The organism is Salinihabitans flavidus (assembly GCF_900110425.1).
Taxonomy (GTDB): domain Bacteria; phylum Pseudomonadota; class Alphaproteobacteria; order Rhodobacterales; family Rhodobacteraceae; genus Salinihabitans; species Salinihabitans flavidus.
Genome location: NZ_FODS01000003.1, coordinates 104,758 through 123,607, shown reverse-complemented (window position 1 = coordinate 123,607; position 18,850 = coordinate 104,758). Strand labels below are relative to the sequence as shown.

Here is an 18,850-nt window from a genome sequence, read left to right as displayed (position 1 = left end):
TCAGCGGCGCCAATCCGTGACTTCGAGCCCGATCTTTTCCAGATCAAAGGGTGTGGTCTGATAGATCTCGCTGATCCAGTTGCCGTAAAGCAGATGCGCATGGCTGCGCCAGCGATTGAGCGGCGGGCAGCTTGGATCATCATCGGGATAGTAGTTGATCGGCACCTTGACCGCCGCACCGGAGGCCGCGTCGCGGTCGTATTCCTGCTTGAGCGTGTCTCTGTCGTATTCGAGATGATTGAAGATATAAAGCGCGCGATGCGCCGCATCCTCTACCAGACAGGGACCGACCTCGGAGCTGCTCAGCAAGGTGACAAGGCCCGGCACGGCGTCGATCTCCTCCTGCCGCATCTCTGTCCATCGGCTGACAGGGATCACGCAATCATCTGAAAACCCGCTCAAATAGGGCGAAGCCGGGGCCATGTTGCGGTGCCGGTAGCAACCGAACGCCTTTTGGTCGAGAATATGCTTTTTCACCCCGTGGAAATAGTTGATCATCGCCATCCCGCCCCAGCAGACGCCGAAGGTGGACTGCACATGGGTCTGGGTCCAGTCGAACACCTCGCACAGCTCATCCCAATAGGTCACCTCGTCGAAGGGCAGGTGCTCGATGGGGGCGCCGGTGATCACCAGCCCGTCGAATTTCTCGCCGCTCGCCTTCACCTCGGAAAAGGGGCGATAGAAGCTTTCCATATGTTCGGCGGCGGTGTTGCGGGTCTTGTGTTCGGTCATGCGGATCAGGCTGAATTCGATCTGAAGGGGCGTGGCGCCGATCAGCCGGGCGAACTGGTTCTCCGTCTGGATCTTCTTGGGCATCAGGTTCAGCAGCGCGATGCGCAGCGGGCGGATGTCCTGCCGCATGGCCTGATCCTCGGTCATGACCATGACGCCTTCGCGCGAGAGCACGGTGTAGGCGGGCAGGTCGGACGGGATCTTGATGGGCATGGGGTCGGGTCTCCTTGGAAGGTGAGCGGTTATCTAGGTCGCGGCGGTGCGGCGCTCAAGGCCGCGGGCGATCAGCGCCTCGAAATCGGCGGCGGTGCGGATCTGTGCCATCTCTTCGGCGGTGACGCTCACGCCCCAGCGGGCCATCGCCTCATAGCGCGGCTGGCGATGCTCCAGCGCCTGCGCGTAAGTCCAGCGCACGAAGGCATCTGGATCAACTTCATGCTCCTGAAGGTTGTTGATTCTGAGATATTCCGCCCAGTGGGCCCTGAGGAAATCGGGCTGGTAATACATCGGCTTTGGTGCGCGGTCGAAGCGGCGGATCAGTTCTTCGGTGTGCGCCTCCGAACCTTTGATCCAGACCATGAGCGTATGGCGGGTCAGCGCGCTCAGCACCGGATCGTCGGCGTCGGCGGGATCCACCACCTCGCAGATGGAGCCGCCGGTGTCGCAGACGAAGTGATCGTAACCGTAAAGCTCCTGTGCGCGGGTGATGAAATGCGCGGTGTCGAGCAGCGCGGCGGACTCTGCCGCGCGGTGCTGTTCCTGCCGCCGCATGTATTCGTCGAACGGCAACCCGCCCTTGTCGGGATTGCCCGGCTTGCCGAGATACTTCGACAGCGGGGCGAGGTTGTCGAAGGTGATGTTGGAGCCGATGTAGATCGAATCCGACATCAGAAGATCCCGTAAAAACGGAACTTTCATGGCCTCCCGCTTGAACAGGTCAGCGATGTGCTCGCCCATGTATCGGGTGCCGATGCGATAGTCGATGGAGTAGTGAAACCAGTTGCCCTCGGCCCGCAGGAGATTGGCGAGATGGGTCTTGCCCAGTCCCGACATGCCAAAGAGAAGAACCCGTTTCTTTGGCGCCTCGCGCCAGTCCGTTGCGGTCGGATAGATCATGTTCCCGGCCCCCTGATCCGTCGCATGTTGGTAGCGGCAGGGGCGAGGGGGGTCAAATGCAAATCGACCCCCGCTGGCGAATCGGGTTAACCCGCTGATTTCGCTGAAAATGCCTATGCGGTAAAAAGTCGGTATTACGTCGGTATCGCGTCGGTGCCTCCGTTCGCTCCAAGGCGGCGTGGGCCTGTGTTAACGCGGCGCGCGGGATTCTGCGCGGATGTTAAGGTAGTTGCCGGCAAAGATGACCACCGCGCCAACAAGCACCCAGGGGCTGACCGTCTCGGCGTAGAAGATGAAACCGACGAGGGCGATCACGGGAAGGCGTCCGAAATCAATCGGCATGACCACGGCGGCGGGCGCGAAGGTCAGCGCGGTGGTGATGCAGAAATGTGCCGCCAGTCCCGCAAGGCCGATCACGATGAGCCAGGGAATGGCGGTGGCGGAGGGCACCGCCACATCCAGATCCGCGAAGGCGCAGACAATGCCGAAGACCGACTGCAGGAGGGTCATGTAGAACAGGATGCAGATGGTCGAGTCGGTCCACGTCAGCCGCCGCGTGACAAGCGCGGAGCCGGCAAACCCAATCGCGGCAAAGGCGGCGGTGAGTTGTCCGAACTCGAATGTTCCAACGCTGGGCCGGGTGACGATCAGAATCCCGGCAAAGCCGATCAGCGCCGAGAGCGCGCGCACCGGGGTCAGCCGCTCACCCAGAACGAGCGGGGAGAGCACCACGACCCAGAGGGGCGATGTGAATTCGATGGCAAAGACCTGCGCCAGCGGGATGACGCTGATCGAGTAGAACCAGAAATTCTGCCCGGCGAAGTGAAAGATATTGCGCGTCACATGCGTGCGAAAGCGCGCCGTGCGGTATTCGTGCAGTCGCCCGGCCATGGCACCGACCGCCACCATGATGGCCAGCCCCACGAAGCTGCGATACATCATGATTTCGAAGGTATCGAGTTCGAAACTGACCTCACGCCCGGCGATGGCCATCGACGTGAAAGAGGCAATCGCCCCGATCATCCAGAGCGCGCCCTTGATCATGTCGGTTTTCGGCGTCATGCGGCGGCCTCCTGTCGCCGGAAATGTCACACGTTCCGCGGCGTGTTCCTGTCAGGAAAAGCCGTGTCGCGTGCCCTGCGCGGGACGCCGGGCTATTCCCACTCTATGGTTCCGGGGGGCTTGCTGGTCACGTCATAGGTGACGCGGTTGATGCCCTTGACCTCGTTGATGATGCGCGTGGCCGTCTCGCCAAGGAAATCGTGGCTGAACGGGTAGTAATCGGCGGTCATGCCGTCCACGCTTGTCACCGCGCGCAGGGCGCAGGCGAAATCATAGGTCCGACCGTCGCCCATCACGCCGACGGTGCGCACGGGCAGGATGGCAACGAAGGCCTGCCAGATCTCGTCGTAGAGGCCGTGCTTGCGGATCTGGTCGATATAGACGGCGTCCGCCTCTCTCAGGATTTCCAGCTTTTCGCGGGTGATCTCTCCGGGGCAGCGGATGGCAAGGCCCGGCCCGGGAAAGGGGTGGCGGCCGATAAAGGACGCAGGAAGACCCAGCTCGCGGCCCAGAGCGCGCACCTCGTCCTTGAACAGCTCGCGCAGCGGCTCCACCAGTTTCAGGCCCATCTTCTCGGGCAGCCCGCCCACGTTGTGGTGCGATTTGATCGTCACCGAGGGGCCGCCCGAAAAGCTCACCGATTCGATGACGTCGGGATAGAGTGTGCCCTGCGCGAGAAATTCCGCGCCCTCGATGGCGTCGGCGTGTTTCTGGAACACGTCGATGAAAAGCCGGCCGATGATCTTGCGCTTTGTTTCCGGATCGGAAACGCCGTCCAGCTCCCCAAGGAAAAGCTCCGATTCATCGGCGTGGATGAGCGGGATGTTGTAGTGGTCGCGGAACATGGTGACCACTTCTTCGCTCTCATTCTTGCGCAACAGCCCGTGATCGACGAAAACGCAGGTGAGTTGATCGCCGATCGCCTCGTGCAGCAGAACGGCCGCCACGGAACTGTCCACGCCGCCGGAGAGGCCGCAGACCACCTTCTTGTCGCCGATTTGTTCGCGGATCAGGCGGATCGCCTCCTCGCGGTAGGCATCCATGGTCCAGTCGCCGGTGAACCCGGCGAGTTTCACGAAGTTTTCGTAGAGCGTCTTGCCGTTGGGGGTGTGATGCACCTCCGGGTGGAACTGCACCGCATAGAAATGGCGCTCCGCATCGGCGGTGATGGCAAAGGGCGCGTGGGGCGAGGTGCCATAGACGGCAAAGCCGGGGGCCAGTTCGCTGACGTGATCGCCATGCGACATCCAGACTTGTTCGCGGTCCCTGTCATTGGCAAACCAGCCCTCCAGAAGGGGGATCCGCTCTTTCGTGGGGGTGACATAGGCCCGGCCGAATTCCGAGGTGCCGTGGCCCGAGACGACCTTGCCGCCAAGCTGCTCCATCATGACCTGCTGGCCGTAGCAGATGCCGAGGATCGGCACGCCATAGTCGAAAATCTCCTGCGGCACGCGCGGGGAGCCGTCGCGGGTCACGCTGTCGGGCCCGCCCGAGAAGATCACCGCCCTGGGCGCCATCTCGCGCACGAAGTCCATGGTGACGTTCTGAAACGGGTGAATTTCGCAATAGACGTTCAACTCGCGCAGGCGGCGGGCGATCAGCTGCGTCACCTGGCTTCCGAAGTCGATGATCAGGAGGCGGTCATGGGAAATCTGGCTCATATCCGCCTAGTAGTCCGCGCCGCCCGCCCGCGCAAGAGGTCAGAGAGGCGGGCGATCGGTGCATGTCGCGGCAAACCCCGGCGAATGTCGCTTTTCAACCGCACGCGCCGCAAATCTTCGGCGGGCGGGCCCTGCGGGGGCGTATACCGTCAGCCAGATGCAACACCTGTTGGTGAGGACGGAATATGGCAGAAGCAGTCGCGCGCAAACGGGCACGAGGCGGAGGCGGGGCCGCACGCCGGGCCGAACGCACCGCGGTGAGTATCGAAACCGCGAAGTATATCGAGCGGAACATCCCGCTTTACGAGATACTCACCGACGAGGCGCTGGAGACCATCGAGACCAACGCCGAGATCATCCTTGAAGAGATCGGCGTCAATTTCGTGGAGAATCCCGGCGCGCTGGAACGTTGGCGCGCGGCGGGGGCCGAGGTGACGGGCGAGCGGGTGCGCATTCCGCGCGGCTTGGCGCGGGAGCTGTGCAAGACCGCGCCGGCGTCCTTTACCCAGCACGCGCGCAACCCCGAACGCTCTGTCGAGATCGGCGGCAAGACCCTTGTCTGCGCGCCGGTTTACGGCCCGCCCTTCGTGCGCGATACCGAAGGCGGACGCCGCTATGCGACGCTGGAGGATTTCAAGAAGTTCGTGAAGCTGGGCTATATGTCGAAATGGCTGCACCATTCCGGTGGCACCGTGTGCGAGCCGACGGACGTGCCGGTGAACAAGCGCCACCTCGACATGCTGCTGGCGCATATGACATATTCGGACAAGCCATTCATGGGCTCCGTCACCGATCCGAGCCGCGCGCAGGATTGCGTTGAGATGTGCGAGATCCTGTTCGGCAAGGACTTCGTGCAGGACAACACGGTGATGACCTCGCTGATCAACGTGAACTCCCCGCTGACCTTCGACGAGGTGATGATGGGCGCGCTGGAGGTCTATGCTGCGAACAATCAGGCCTGCATCATCTCGCCCTTCATCGTCGGCGGCGCGATGGCGCCGGTGAGCGTGACGGGGACGCTGACGCAGGTGTTGGCCGAGGTGATGGCGGGCATTGCCTACAGTCAGTTGATCCGCCCCGGCGCGCCGGTGATCTTCGGCGCCTTCGTCACCTCGATCGACATGAATTCGGGGGCCCCGACCTTCGGCACGCCGGAGGCGTCGCAGATCCTCTATGGCGCGGGGCAGCTTGCCCGGCGGATGGGACTGCCGTTCCGGTCGGGCGGGGGGCTGTGCGGGTCGAAACTGCCCGATGCGCAGGCCGCCTATGAGACCGCGCACACCCACAACGCGGCGCTTCTGGGCGGTGTGAATTTCATGCTGCATAGCTGTGGCTGGCTTGAAGGCGGGCTTGTGGCGAGCTTCGAGAAATTCGTGATGGATGCCGATCAGCTTGGCGTGCTGCACAAGATGGCGGCAGGCGTCACCGCCGACGAGGAGGCGCAGGCGATGGACGCGATCCGCGAGGTTGGCCCGGGCGGGCATTACCTTGGCTGCGCCCATACGCAGGCGCACTTCAAGTCGGCCTTCTGGAAGACCGACCTGTTCGACTACAAGCCCTTCGAGACATGGGATGAAGAGGGCGCGCGCGATACCCAGACACTGGCCGCGCGGCGGGTGGAAAAGATGGTGTCGGATTACCAGCAGCCCGCGCTCGATCCCGCGATTCTCGGCGCGTTGAACGATTATGTCGCGCGCAAGAAGGCCGAAACGCCCGATTCCTTCATGTGAGTGGTGGATGCGAGGCGCGCAGAAGCCGCGCCTCGCCCATCATGGCGATCAGCACGTCCACATGGCGCACGAGGGAATACCCCCGTCGCCCGCGCGCCGCTGATCGTTGAGCGTGCCCTCGATCTCCATCAGTTTCATCAGCGCCGCGCCGCTGCGCGGCAGAGTGCCGTATCCCAGATGACGCGGCAGATGCGCATCGCGCCGGTAGTCCTCGGCGCCGGCGCGCGCCGCCCGGATAAGCAGCCGGGGGCGCCGCAGATCATTGAGAACGCTCAGAATATCCTTCATCGACTTACCTCTTTCAAGTTGGCGTTACCACAGGATTGCACAACCTGAAGAGGTGTTGCCTCTATCACATTCCCGCCGCTCGCAGGTTTTTCCAGCCGTTTACCAAAATGAAACAATGATGCCATTCAGAGCTAACTATTAACGAACAGGTAACAAAGCGGATCTAATTTGTGGAAAATTTTAGGGAAAACCTGTGTGTAACAACGGCACGGATTCAGACCTAACAGAGGATCGGGGATGACGCAGAAGATCGTGACAGAGAATGAGATGCCCGGCTGGGTGCCCGCCGGTGCGCGGCGGTATCTTGAGCATACCGAAAAGGGGCTTTCGATCCGCGAACTGGCGCGGGACGCGCAATGCCATGCCTCCACCGTGATGCGCCAGATCCGCAGGATGGAGGCGCGCCGCGATGATCCGCTTGTGGATGCGGCGCTTTGCGCGCTGGGCGACCGGCAAGTGAAACAGAAGGGGATGTCCGCGATGGCCGAGAAAACCGAACCCGAATGCGATGCACCTGATGAAACCACCTTGCGGCGCGAGGCGCGGCGCGTGCTGAGGCGGCTGTGCGAGACCGGCGCGGTTCTCGCCGTGGCGTCCGAAATGGAAAAGGCGGTGGTGGTGCGCGACGGGGCGGACGGGGCGACCATGCGCACCGCGGTGGTGGCACGGTCGGTGGCGCAGGCGATGGCGCTCAAGAACTGGATCGCCTGCGACGCGCCGGGCCGTGTGTCGCGCTATGCGATCACCACGACGGGGCGCAATGCGCTCGGTGAGATGATGGCCGAGGCCGAGAACCGCGCACAGGGGTTTGCGGAGGCGCAAGCCGCTTTTGCCACGCGGCCCGCTGCCCGCGACAGGACCGGGCGGGAGGAAACGGCGGCCCGCCCGCGCCGGATGCGCTTTGCCATGACCGAATCGCCGCTCAGCGCGCTGGCCCGGCGCCGGGGCAAGGACGGCGCGCCCTTCCTGTCGGATGATCTCGTGGCGGCGGGGGAGCGGCTGCGCGAGGATTTCGAGTTGGCCAACATGGGTGTGCGGGTGACCCAGAACTGGGAGCATTTTCTGACCGCGGGGTCGCGGGGTGGCGGAAGTTTCGGGGATGGGCATGGCACCGGACCCGAAGCCGCCCGCCGGCGCGTGACCGGCGCGCTGGAGTATCTGGGCGAGGGGCTGGCCGATGTGGCGCTGCGCTGCTGCTGCTATCTCGAAGGGTTGGAGACTGCGGAACGCAGGCTTGGCTGGTCGGCGCGGTCGGGCAAGATCGTGCTTCGCATCGCGCTGATCCGCCTGCGCGAGCACTACGCCGCGCTGGGATCGAAGGGGCAGATGATCGGCTAGCACCGCGCCTTCAGATGCGCGTGTGAATAGGTGCAGGTTGTGAATGCCACTTCATATGATAGGATTTTCATATGAAGATTACTCTCAGGCAACTGTCCTATTTCAAGGCGCTGGCCGAGCACCGGAATTTCGGGCGCGCGGCGCTGTCGTGCAACGTCTCGCAGCCCGCCCTGTCGGTGCAGATCCGCGAACTTGAGGCACATCTTGGCGGCCCGCTGGTGGAACGGCATGCCCGCGGTGTCGTGCTCACCCCGTTCGGGCGGCAGGCGCTGCACCATGCCGAGTCCATGCTGCGCGAGGCCGAGGCGCTGGAACGCGCGGCGCGCTGGCGCGAAGGTCTGGCCGGGCATCTGTCTCTGGGGGTGATTCCCACGGTGGCGCCCTATCTTCTACCCGATGCGCTCGCGGCGCTGCGCACGCGCGACATTTCCCTCGATCTGTATGTGCGCGAGGGCAAGACGGCCGTGTTGCTTGCGATGCTGCAATCGGGGGCGCTCGACGCGGTGGTGATGGCGCTTCCGGCAGAAGTGGACGGGCTGACTGCGGAGCCGCTTTTTGAGGATCGCTTTTTACTGGCCGGAACGCCTGAGCGTGTCGCCGCGCTCGCCGGCGGGGACTCGGTCCTGCGCCCCACCGGGCTTGAGGCGCATCAGCTTCTGCTTCTGGAGGACGGGCATTGCCTGACCGATCAGGCGCTGGACGTCTGCGGGCGCGGCCGGGGCCATGCGCAGATCGACATGGGCGCGTCCTCTCTGGCGACGCTCTCGCGCCTTGTGGCGGCGGGGTTCGGTCTCACACTGATGCCGGAGCTTGCCGCGCCGGTGGAGGCGACAGCGACGCCCGGCCTTGCGCTGCACCGCTTCGGCGCGCCGGAACCCGCGCGCCAGATCGGGCTTGTCCGGCGGCGCGGCAGCTTCGATGACGGCTGGTTCAGCGAGTTGGCCGGGGTGCTGCGCGAGGTCGGCGCGGCGCTGGTGGAGCGCACGCGCGATGTCGCGCGCAAGAGCGCCTGACTACCCCCGCATCCGCGCGCCATCCGCATCGAACAGCGGTTCCGTGACCAGGCGGGCGGGGCGCATCTGCCCGAGAATCTCGATCTCCACCTCCAGCCCGGGCTGCGCGCGATCGGCGGGCACGAACCCCTGCGCCACCGATTTGCCCGCATGGTGCGAATAGCCGCCCGAGGTGCAGAACCCCACCACCGCCCCATCGAGCCAGATCGGTTCATAGGCGTGCACATCGGCATCCTCCGCCGCCACCTCGAAGGCGCAGAGGCGCCGCGCGGGGCCGGCATCGCGTTCGGTTTCGGCGGCGGCGCGACCGATGAAATTGGCCTCCTTGCCGAAGGCGATGAACCGGTCGAGCCCGGTTTCGGCGGCGGTGTAATCGGGCGAGAACTCCGACAGCCACGCGCCGAAGAACTTGTCGAGCCGCAGGCTCATCATCGCGCGCATGCCGAAGGGGCGCATCCCGTGCGCCTGTCCGGCACTCCACAGCGCATCCCAGAGCGCGCGCTGCGCCATCGGATCGCAGTAGATCTCGAACCCCAGATCGCCGGTATAGCTCAGCCGCTGCACGATGCAGTCCGCCATCCCCACGGTGAGCCGCCGCACATCCATGAACCGCATGTCCGAGATGTCCGCGCGGGTGCAGGCGGCCAGCACCTCGCGTGCCTTGGGCCCCGCGATCTGAAAGCCCGTGCGGCTGTCGGAGATATTCGCGATCTCCACGCCCTCGTCGCGGTTGGCACGCAGCCAGCGCCAGTGAAAGGCCTGCGCGCCATAGGAGGCGGTGAGCTGAAACTCCTCCTCCGACAGGCAGGATATGGTGAAATCCCCGATCAGCCGCCCGCGCGGCGACAGCATCGGGCTAAGCGACACGCGCCCCAGTTGGGGCACGCGCCCGGCCATGATCCGGTCGACCCATGCGCGCGCCCCGCGCCCCGTCACACGGTATTTGCCGAAGTTGTGCACCTCGTTGATGCCGACGGCCCCGCGCACGGCGGCCACCTCGCGCGCGGTGGGATCAAAGGCGTTGGAGCGGCGGAAGGACGGGATTTCAAGGCGCGGCTCCCCCTCTGCGGCGAAGTAATTGACCACCTCCAGCCCGTATTTATGGCCCCAGACCGCGCCCATCCCATTAAAAATGTCATACATCGGCGTGGTGCGGAACGGGCGCGCGGCGGGCAGTTCCTCGTTCGGGTAGCTGACGGAGAACCGCTTCTGATAATTTTCGATCACCTTGGGGCGGGTATAGCCCGGCGTGATCCAGTCGCCGAAGCGCGCGCAATCCATGGCAAAGGTGTCGCGCTCCGTCTCGCCCTGCGTCATCCACTGCGCCAGCATCAGGCCCACGCCGCCGCCCTGGCTGAAGCCCGCCATCACCGCCGCCGCCGACCAGTAGTTGCGCATCCCCGGCACCGGCCCGACCAGCGGGTTGCCGTCGGGGGCAAAGGTGAAGGGGCCGTGGATGACCGATTTGATGCCCGCACGCTCCAGCGCCGGAAAGCGGCGGTAGGCAAAGGCGATGCTGTCCTCGATCTTGTCGAAGTCATTGGGCAGAAGCTCGTGTCCGAAGTCCCAGGGCGTGCCGTCGATGCCCCAGGGGCGGCAGGGCTGCTCATAGAACCCGATGCAAAGCCCGCGCCCCTCCTGCCGCAGATAGCTTTCGCCAGCCGGGTCCATCACATGCGGATGCTCTCCGCCCGCGTCGATGATCGCGGCGATCTCGGGCACCTCCTCGGTCACGAGATACTGGTGCTCCATCGGATGCAGCGGGAAATAGACCCCCGCCATCGCGCCCACCTCGCGCGCCCAAAGGCCCGCGGCATTGACCACATGTTCGGCATGGACCGTGCCCTTGTCGGTGACCACGTCCCAGGTGCCGTCGGGGCGCTGGTTGGTCTGCACCACCTTGCAGTGGGCCTCGATCTCGGCCCCGCCGATCCGCGCGGCCCGCGCATAGGCGTGGGTGGTGCCCGAGGGATCGAGATGCCCGTCGAGCGGGTCGTAAAGCGCGCCGAGAATGCCATCGACGTTGGTGACGGGGGCGATCCTGCCGATCTCTTCAGGGCCGACGATCTCTGTCTCCAGCCCCATGAAGCGGTGCTTGGCGCGCTCGGCCAGAAGCATGTCGAACCGATCGCGATTGTCCGCCAGCGTGATGCCGCCGACATGATGCAGCCCGCACGACAGGCCGGTGATCTCTTCCAGCTCCTTGTAGAGTTTGATCGTGTAGCCCTGAAGTGCGGCCATGTTGGTGTCACCGTTGAGCGTGTGAAACCCGCCCGCCGCATGCCATGTGGACCCGGAGGTCAGATCGCTCCGCTCGATCAACATCACGTCCGGCCAGCCCAGCTTGGTCAGATGGTACAGAACCGAACAGCCGACGACGCCGCCACCGATGACCACCACGCGCGTTGTGGTTTTCATGTCATTCTCCCGATATGCTTGGCTCAACTGTCAGGGCGCCCCCGGGGTGCCGCATGTCAGTGGGCGACAGGATGTGTCGCAAAACGGATAGCTCAGGAGGCGGGAAAACCGTGATCGAATCCTTTCTTGGTCTGCTGCGGCGCCTGTCCCGGCGGCTCGTGGTGCGCGTGGCGCTGTTCGCCTGCCTTGCCCTTGTCGCGCTTGGCCTTTCGGTGGTGGCCGAACCTCTGGTGCCCGATTGGGCCGTGCGTTATCTGGGAAGCGGCTCTCTCGACGCGATCCTGAACGTGCTGGCGACGACCATGCTCGCGGTCACGACCTTCTCACTTTCGGTGATGACGTCGGCGCTCCACGCGGCGGCAGGGACCGCCACGCCGCGCGCCCGGCTCGTCCTGCGCGAGGATCGGGTGACGCAATCGGTTCTGGCCAGTTTCGTCGGCGCGTTTCTCTTCGCGATGATCGGCATCATCCTGCGCGCCACCCCTCTCATGGGGGAGAAGGAGAGCGTGGTGCTCTTTCTTTTCACCATTTTCGTTGTGGCGCAGGTGATCGTGGCGATCATCCGCTGGATCGGCCATCTGGAGGGGCTTGGATCTCTCGACAGGACCGCCAGGCAATTGCAGGCGCGCGCGACCGTCGCCATCGAACGCGATGCGCGCGCGCCCTGCCTCGGCGCCGGATGCTGGAGCGAGCAGGAACGCGATTGCCGCGACGGTGGCGATGCCATTCGCGCCCGCCGCGACGGCTATGTCCAGCACATCCTGCAAGGGGCCCTGCAATCGGAGGCGGCGGCGCTGGATCGCACGCTATGTATAGCGGTGCGACCGGGCGACTACATCTGCCGCGGGATGCCGCTCATGTTCACCGAGCGGGTCACGGAGATCAAGCCGGCCAAGCTCACGGTGCTGCGCGAGAGCTTCGTGATCGGTGATACCCGCAGCTTCGATCAGGATCCGCGCCTTGGCGTCACGGTGCTGACCGAAATCGCCAGCCGGGCACTGTCGTCCGGTGTCAACGATCCGCAGACGGCCATCGACATCGTCAACCGGCTGGGCGCGCTGCTGCTCCGTGCCGACCCGCAGGAGGGGATCGAGACCGAGCCGCCGAAATACGACCGGCTTCGGGTTCTGCCTGTGGAACTGGATGAGCTATACCGGCTGTCCTTCGACGTGATTGCGCGCGATGCGGCGAACACGCAGGAGCTGTGCCGCGCGCTCTCGGACCGGCTGTCGATGCTCGCGCGCACCTCCGGCTCCACGGGTCGGAGCGCGGCCCGCGCCTGCGCCGAAAGGTGCGATTTGAGCCTCTGAGGGCGCGTGGCGGGAGAATTTACCCCCGCACCCCGACCCGCATCGCGGGTTTTCGACATGATATGTCGGAAAAGGGCAATTCGGCGCCACCCGCGGCGGGCAGGCTGGCGCGAACAAGGGACCGGGAACAGGGCGATACTCCATGCGAACCCAGGCGCGGGCCGTCGTGATCGGCGGCGGTGTGATCGGATGCTCGATCCTCTACCATCTGACGAAACTGGGCTGGTCCGATGTGGTTCTGCTCGAACGTGACGAGTTGACGAGCGGCTCCACATGGCATGCGGCGGCCAATATCCACGGGCTGCACGACAGCACCAACATCAGCCGCCTCCAGCACTACACCATGTCCCTCTACAAGCAACTCGAAGAGGAGACGGGACAGTCCTGCGGCGTGTTTCAGCCCGGCTCTCTCTATCTGGCGCAGACCGAGGCGCGCGAGCATCAGCTTCGCCTTCAGGAGGCGAAGGCGAAGCTCTACGGCATGACGTTCTACGAGATTTCCATCGCAGAGGCGCAGGCACTGCACCCGCTGGTGAATTTCGACGGCATCCGCTGCGTGATGTATGAACCCGAGGGCGGCAACGTGGACCCGTCGGGCGTGACCAATGCCTATGCGCTGGGAGCGCGTCAGCGCGGGGCGGAAATCAACCGCTTCACGCCCGTCACCGCGACCGAGGCGCAGCCGGACGGAAGCTGGATCGTGCACACGCCCAAGGGCGAGATCCGCACGCAATGGGTCGTCAACGCGGCGGGCCTGTGGGGGCGTGAGGTGGCGGCGCTCGCGGGGATCGCCCTGCCGCTGCAACCGACCGAGCACCAGTATTTCGTCACCGACACGATCGAGGGCGTCGCCGCGATGGACCGCCGCCTGCCGTCGGTGTCGGACCGCGACGGCGAATACTATCTGCGGCAGGAGGGGCAGGGGCTGCTCGTCGGCGCCTATGAGCGCGACATGCGCCTCTGGGCCGAAGAGGGCACGCCGCTCGATTTCGCGCATGATCTGTTTCCCGACGATCTGGAGCGGATCGAGGCCAACATGATGAACGCGATCGAACGGGTGCCCGCCGTGGGCCGCGCCGGGATCAAGCGGGTGATCAACGGGCCGATGATCTGGTCGCCCGACGCCAACGTGCTGTTCGGCCCGGTGCCCGAGCTGGACAATTACTTCTGCTGCAACGGCATCATCCCCGGCTTCTCGCAGTCGGGCGGCATGGGGCTGATGGCGGCGCAGTGGATTGTCGAGGGCGAGACGGAATATGACATGTTCGCATGGGATCTGGCGCGTTTCGACGACTGGGTCACGCCGGCGTTCACGAGAGCGCGGGTCAAGGATCAATACGCCAACCGCTTCGCCATCCATTTCCCGGGCGAGGAACGCAGCGCCGGGCGCCCGGCGCGCACGCGGCCCATTTACGAGACGCAAAGGCGGATGGGCGCGGTCTTCGGTCTCAACGCGGGGTGGGAGCATCCGCTGTGGTTCGCGGATGAGCCGGGCGCGCAGGACACCAATGGCTTCACCCGTCAGAACTGGTGGGCGCCGGTGGGCGACGAGTGCCGGATGCTGCGCGAGCGGGCAGGGATCATCGACATCTCCAACTTCGCCAAATACCGGGTGCGGGGGCCGGGGGCCGAGGACTGGCTCAACGCCGTCTTCGCCAACACCATGCCGCGCGCGGTGGGCCGGTCGTGCCTCACGCCGCTGATCGGCAAACGCGGGGGGATCGCCGGCGATTTCACCGTCACCCGGCTGGCCGAGGATGAATTCCGGGTCATCGGCTCGGGCATGGCCGAACGCTATCACAAGCGATTCTTCCGGCAGGTGCCCTTGCCCGGCGGCACCACGTTCGAGAGTCTGAGCGCGTCGCTCTGCGGCTTCAACGTCGCCGGGCCGCGCTCGCGCGAGATGCTGCAAGGGCTGACCGGGGCCTCTCTGGCGACCGCCGATTTCCCCTTCATGCGCTCGGCGCGCATCACCGTGGCGGGCGTGGACTGCCTCGCGCTGCGGGTCTCCTTCACCGGCGATCTGGGATGGGAGCTGCATTGCGCCGCCGCCGATCAGGCACGGCTCTACGCGGCGCTGATCGCGGCGGGGCAGGCCGTCGGCGCGGGGCCGGTGGGCAGCCGCGCGCTCATGAGCCTGCGCATCGAGAAGGGCTATGGCTCGTGGGGGCGCGAGTATTCCCCCGAATACTGGCCGCAGGAGGTCGGGCTCGACCGGTTGTGCAAGATGGACAAGGATTTCCTCAACAGGGGGGCCGTCGCGCAGACTCTCGCCAACCCGCCGCGCGAACGCCTTGTCCTGTTACATCTGGACGAAGAGGACACGCGCGCCTCCAACGCCGACGCCACTGGCGGAGAGCCGGTTTTCAAGGGCGGGCGCGGTATCGGCCGTGTCACCTCGGGCGCCTATGGCTACGGCGTCGGCATGAGCCTCGCGCTGGGGTTCGTGACGGACGCCGCCCCCGGCGACCGGGTGGAGGTGATGGTGCTGGGCCGCCCGCATGGCGCGACCATCCTGCACGCGCCGCCCTTCGATCCGGAGGGCACCCGCCTGCGCGCCTGATCCGCTGTCGCGGACGTGAACTGGGCAGATCACGAAACCGTGCTATCTTCCTTCCAGACAGGAGGGGCCAAATGTTTCGCATCGTTCTTTGTGTTCTGCTTCTTGCCACGGGCGCCACTGCCACCGCCGCGCAGGATCGCCGCCCGAGCCATTGCATCGCGCTGGCCGGGGCGATCCCCGGCGCGCAGTATCTTCACCGCGCCTCGTTCCGCGATCCGCTGCCCGATCATACCGTGCGCATCTCGTATATCGCGCATGCCTCGTTCCTGATCCAGACGGCGGGCGGGCTCTCGGCGGTGACGGACTATACCGGCTTTCTGGGCAATGTGGAGTTCACCCCCGACGTGGTGACGATGAACCACGCCCATGCCACACACTGGACCGCCGATCCCGATCCTTCCATCCCGCATGTGCTCAGTGGCTGGGGGCCGTATGGCGAGGGGGTAGACCATCACCTCGATCTGGGCGAAATGCTCATCCGCAACGTGCCCACCGACATCCGGTCCTTCGGCGGGGTGGAGAAGGACGGCAATTCCATCTTCGTGTTCGAGGTGGCGGGCCTGTGCATCGGGCATCTGGGCCATCTGCACCATGAGCCGGACGCGGCGCAATATGCCGCGCTCGGGCGGCTCGACGTGGTGATGGCGGCGGTCGATGGCGGCATGACGCTCGACCTGCCGAGCATGATGCGCGTGTTGAGGCGGCTGCGCTCCTCCGTGGTGATCCCGATGCACTGGTTCTCGGGTATGACCTTGCAGCGGTTCCTTGACGGCATGTCGGACGACTACGCCGTTGTCGATGACGGGCAAAGCGCGATCACCGTGTCGCTGCGCGATCTGCCGCGCCGTCCGACAATCGTGGTTTTGCGCCCGCGTTATTTGCGCTAACTGACTGGTCAAAGCCTGTTCGCCGGGCAACAGGACCCATCTTCGTCAGGAGCCGCGATGCCCCTCAACCCCGCTGATTCCGCCTTTGCCGAGCGTCTTGCCGCGGCTCTGCCGTTCGATACCGTGCGCCCGCCAGAGCCGCGCCACCTTGAGGAACCGCGCGGGCGCTATTTCGCCAAGTCCGGCCTTCTGGCCCTGCCGCGCACCGCCGGGGAGGTTGCCACCATCCTGCGCGCGGCCAATGCGGCGCGCGTCGGCGTTGTCCCCTATGGTGGCGGCACCGGGCTTGTCGGCGGGCAGGTAATGACGACCGGCCCCGCGCCGGTGATCCTGTCGCTGGAACGGATGCGCGCCATTCGCGCCCTCTACACCGAGGAAAACGTGCTCATCGCGGAGGCGGGCTGCATCCTGTCGGACATCCAGGCCGCCGCCAGCGATGCGAACCGCCTCTTTCCGCTTTCGCTCGCGGCGGAGGGCACGGCGCGGATCGGCGGCACTCTGGCGACGAACGCGGGCGGGGTGAACGTGCTGCGCTATGGCAATGCCCGCGAGTTGTGCCTGGGGCTGGAGGCGGTCCTGCCTACCGGCGAGATCTGGCACGGGCTCAAACGCCTGCGCAAGGACAACACCGGCTATGACCTGCGCGGGCTGCTGATCGGGGCCGAAGGCACGCTTGGCGTGATCACTGCCGCCGCGCTCAAGCTCTATCCCCGCCCCGCCGAAGAGGGCACCGCGCTGATGGTGGTGGACGGGCCGCGCGCCGCGCTCGATCTGCTGGCGCGGGCGCGCGGCCGGCTCGGCGAGGGGGTGAGCGCATTTGAACTGATCCACCGGCAGGGGCTGGAGTTCCTGCGCGAGACCCTGCCCGATGTGCGCCTGCCCTTTGACGATCTGCCCGAATGGATGGTGCTGGTGGAGGTCGGGCTGGCGCAAGGGCTGAACGCCCCCGCCGCGCTCGAGGCGCTGTTCGAGGAGGCCGCAGAGGCCGGGCTTGTCACCGACGGGCTGATCGCGCAGACAGAGGCGCAGCGGGCCGCCTTCTGGTCGGTGCGCGAGCATATCCCCGAGGCGAACCGCCGCATCGGATCGGTGAGCAGCCATGATATTTCCCTGCCCCTCGGCGCGGTGCCGGAGTTCATCGAGAAGGGCGGGGAGGCGATTGCCGCGCTCGGCGCCTTCCGCATCAACTGTTTTGGCCATCTGGGCGATGGCAACCTGCATTACAACGTCTTTCCCATGCCGGGCAAAAGCCGCGCCGATCACGAGACCCAGCGTGACGCGATCAAGCGGGCGGTGCATGATCTGGTGGCGGAGTTCGACGGCTCGGTCAGCGCCGAACATGGCATCGGGCGGCTCAAGACCGGCGATCTGGCCCGCTATGGCGATCCGGCCAAGCTCATGGCGATGCGCGCGATCAAACAGGCGCTCGATCCGGCGGGGATCATGAACCCCGGTGCGGTGCTGGACGGCTGAGGCGGGGGCCGCGTCCTATGCCCCCTCGAAGGCGCAAAGCGCGTGAACGTCCATGCCCAGCCCCTCAAGCCGTTTGCGCCCGCCAAGCTCGGGCAGGTCGATGATGAAGGTGCAGCCGACGATCTCGCCGCCCAGCCGTTCAATGAGCCGGATGCCCGCCTCTGCCGTGCCGCCGGTGGCCAGCAGATCGTCGACCACGAGGATGGTCTCACCCGCCGCGATGGCGTCGTCGTGGATCTCCACCACCGCCTCGCCGTATTCGAGTTGATAGCTTTGCGAAAGCACCGGCCCCGGCAGCTTGCCCGTCTTGCGCACGGGCACGAAGCCGACCGAAAGCTGATGCGCGATCGCGCCGCCAAGGATGAAGCCGCGCGCCTCCAGCCCCACGACCTTGTCGATCCGCATCCCGGCATAGGGCAGAAGCATCTGGTCGATCGCCATGCGGAATCCGCGCGTATCGGCGAACAGCGTGGTGACATCGCGGAACAGGATGCCCTCGTGCGGGAAATCGGGAATCGTGCGGATGTAGTCGCGGATGTCTTTGTGCTTGCGCATGAACCCGAGCCTCCCTTCGTTGCGTCACGCGCGCGGGTTTGGCCGATTGCGCGCGCCATCGCAAGCGGAATGGCTCATCCCCGCCGCAGCGTTGCGGTCAGAACGCCCATTCCGATCAGCGCCGCGCCCCCCGCGCGTGTCATCCAGCGGATTGCGCCGGGCCGCCCGATGCGCGCGCGCAGCCGGTCCGCCAGCAGCGCATAGGCCAGCGCATTAAGTGCGCCAATCCCCACGAAGGTGGCGATCATGGTGGCGAACTGCGGGGCGACGGGATGCGCGGGGTTCACGAACTGCGGCACGAAGGCGATGAAAAAGCCGATGGATTTGGGGTTGAGCGCGGTCACGGCGGCGGCATGGGCGAACACGCCGCGCGCGGGCAGGGCCTCGGCGCGCACCACCGCGCCCATCCGCGCCGCCCCCGCGCTGTGCAGCATCTTCAGCCCGAGCCACACCAGATAGGCCGCCCCCGCCCATTTCAGCACCGTGAAGGCGGTGGCCGAGGCCATCACCAGCGCGCCCAGCCCGGCCAGCGAGGCGCTCATGGCCAGAAAATCGCCAAGCGCCACCCCGGCCGCCGTCGCCAGCGCCACCGCCCGCCCCTGGCTGAGCGCGTAGGACAGCACCAGAAGCACCGTGGGGCCGGGGATCAGCACAAGCGCGCAAGAGGCGGCGGCGAAGGCCAGCCAGAGATCAAAAGGCATCTG

General features: G+C 65.6%; 14 protein-coding genes and 1 pseudogene. 7 read left to right on the top strand and 8 right to left on the bottom strand.

Going from position 1 to position 18,850, the window contains the following annotated elements; genetic code table 11:
* From metA to guaA, 4 genes are all read right to left on the bottom strand, one after another.
* Entirely contained in the window at nucleotides 1-945 is a 945-nt protein-coding gene (gene metA / locus BMW66_RS03985) for a homoserine O-acetyltransferase MetA (RefSeq protein ID WP_093115658.1), read from the bottom strand.
* Between the two features lie 33 nt (nucleotides 946-978).
* Nucleotides 979-1,848, bottom strand: coding sequence for an ATPase (locus BMW66_RS03980; protein WP_093115656.1), 870 nt, complete (start codon nucleotides 1,846-1,848; stop codon nucleotides 979-981).
* Nucleotides 1,849-2,037: 189 nt separating this feature from the next.
* Nucleotides 2,038-2,910 (bottom strand): DMT family transporter, encoded by an 873-nt coding sequence (locus BMW66_RS03975; RefSeq protein ID WP_093115654.1) that lies wholly within the window; start codon nucleotides 2,908-2,910, stop codon nucleotides 2,038-2,040.
* Between the two features lie 92 nt (nucleotides 2,911-3,002).
* Nucleotides 3,003-4,571 carry a glutamine-hydrolyzing GMP synthase gene (guaA, locus tag BMW66_RS03970; protein WP_093115652.1) on the bottom strand — a complete coding sequence of 523 codons (1,569 nt, stop codon included), beginning with the start codon at nucleotides 4,569-4,571 and terminating at the stop codon, nucleotides 3,003-3,005.
* 185 nt (nucleotides 4,572-4,756) lie between these two features.
* Here guaA and BMW66_RS03965 point away from each other — a divergent pair, with 185 nt between their 5' ends.
* Nucleotides 4,757-6,301: a trimethylamine methyltransferase family protein gene (locus BMW66_RS03965; protein WP_093115650.1), complete on the top strand. Its 1,545-nt coding sequence runs from the start codon at nucleotides 4,757-4,759 to the stop codon at nucleotides 6,299-6,301.
* On the opposite strand, the pseudogene BMW66_RS03960 reads toward BMW66_RS03965, so the two are convergent.
* Nucleotides 6,294-6,589 (bottom strand): annotated as a pseudogene (locus BMW66_RS03960) (DUF6477 family protein). The gene BMW66_RS03965 and the pseudogene BMW66_RS03960 sit on opposite strands and share 8 nt — an antisense overlap.
* Before the next feature lie 237 nt (nucleotides 6,590-6,826).
* Here BMW66_RS03960 and BMW66_RS03955 point away from each other — a divergent pair.
* Together BMW66_RS03955 and BMW66_RS03950 are read left to right on the top strand one after the other, a co-directional pair.
* The gene (locus BMW66_RS03955) at nucleotides 6,827-7,927 is read left to right on the top strand and encodes a DUF6456 domain-containing protein (protein WP_093115648.1); all 1,101 of its coding nucleotides are present in this window, start codon (nucleotides 6,827-6,829) and stop codon (nucleotides 7,925-7,927) included.
* 71 nt (nucleotides 7,928-7,998) lie between these two features.
* Entirely contained in the window at nucleotides 7,999-8,940 is a 942-nt protein-coding gene (locus BMW66_RS03950; protein WP_093115646.1) for a LysR substrate-binding domain-containing protein, read from the top strand.
* Here BMW66_RS03950 and BMW66_RS03945 read toward each other — a convergent pair whose 3' ends face one another.
* On the bottom strand, nucleotides 8,941-11,358 hold the full coding sequence (locus BMW66_RS03945; RefSeq protein WP_093115644.1) for a GcvT family protein: 2,418 nt from the start codon (nucleotides 11,356-11,358) through the stop codon (nucleotides 8,941-8,943).
* 110 nt (nucleotides 11,359-11,468) lie between these two features.
* On the opposite strand from BMW66_RS03945, the gene BMW66_RS03940 reads away from it, so the two are divergent.
* The 4 genes from BMW66_RS03940 (at nucleotide 11,469) to BMW66_RS03925 (ending at nucleotide 17,591) form a co-directional block, all read left to right on the top strand.
* Entirely contained in the window at nucleotides 11,469-12,668 is a 1,200-nt protein-coding gene (locus BMW66_RS03940) for a DUF2254 domain-containing protein (RefSeq protein WP_175483156.1), read from the top strand.
* A 142-nt stretch (nucleotides 12,669-12,810) separates the two neighbouring features.
* Entirely contained in the window at nucleotides 12,811-15,231 is a 2,421-nt protein-coding gene (locus BMW66_RS03935; protein ID WP_093115640.1) for a GcvT family protein, read from the top strand.
* Between the two features lie 71 nt (nucleotides 15,232-15,302).
* The gene (locus tag BMW66_RS03930; RefSeq protein WP_093115638.1) at nucleotides 15,303-16,118 is read left to right on the top strand and encodes an MBL fold metallo-hydrolase; all 816 of its coding nucleotides are present in this window, start codon (nucleotides 15,303-15,305) and stop codon (nucleotides 16,116-16,118) included.
* 57 nt (nucleotides 16,119-16,175) lie between these two features.
* A complete protein-coding gene (locus tag BMW66_RS03925; protein WP_093115636.1) occupies nucleotides 16,176-17,591 on the top strand; it encodes an FAD-binding oxidoreductase in 1,416 nt (471 codons plus the stop codon).
* 15 nt (nucleotides 17,592-17,606) lie between these two features.
* Here the strand turns inward: BMW66_RS03925 and BMW66_RS03920 are convergent, their stop codons facing one another.
* Both BMW66_RS03920 and BMW66_RS03915 read right to left on the bottom strand, forming a co-directional pair.
* Nucleotides 17,607-18,146 carry an adenine phosphoribosyltransferase gene (locus BMW66_RS03920; protein ID WP_093115634.1) on the bottom strand — a complete coding sequence of 180 codons (540 nt, stop codon included), beginning with the start codon at nucleotides 18,144-18,146 and terminating at the stop codon, nucleotides 17,607-17,609.
* A 74-nt stretch (nucleotides 18,147-18,220) separates the two neighbouring features.
* Nucleotides 18,221-18,847, bottom strand: a complete 627-nt coding sequence (locus tag BMW66_RS03915; protein ID WP_093115632.1) for a LysE family translocator — start codon at nucleotides 18,845-18,847, stop codon at nucleotides 18,221-18,223.
* Nucleotides 18,848-18,850 lie beyond the last annotated feature (3 nt).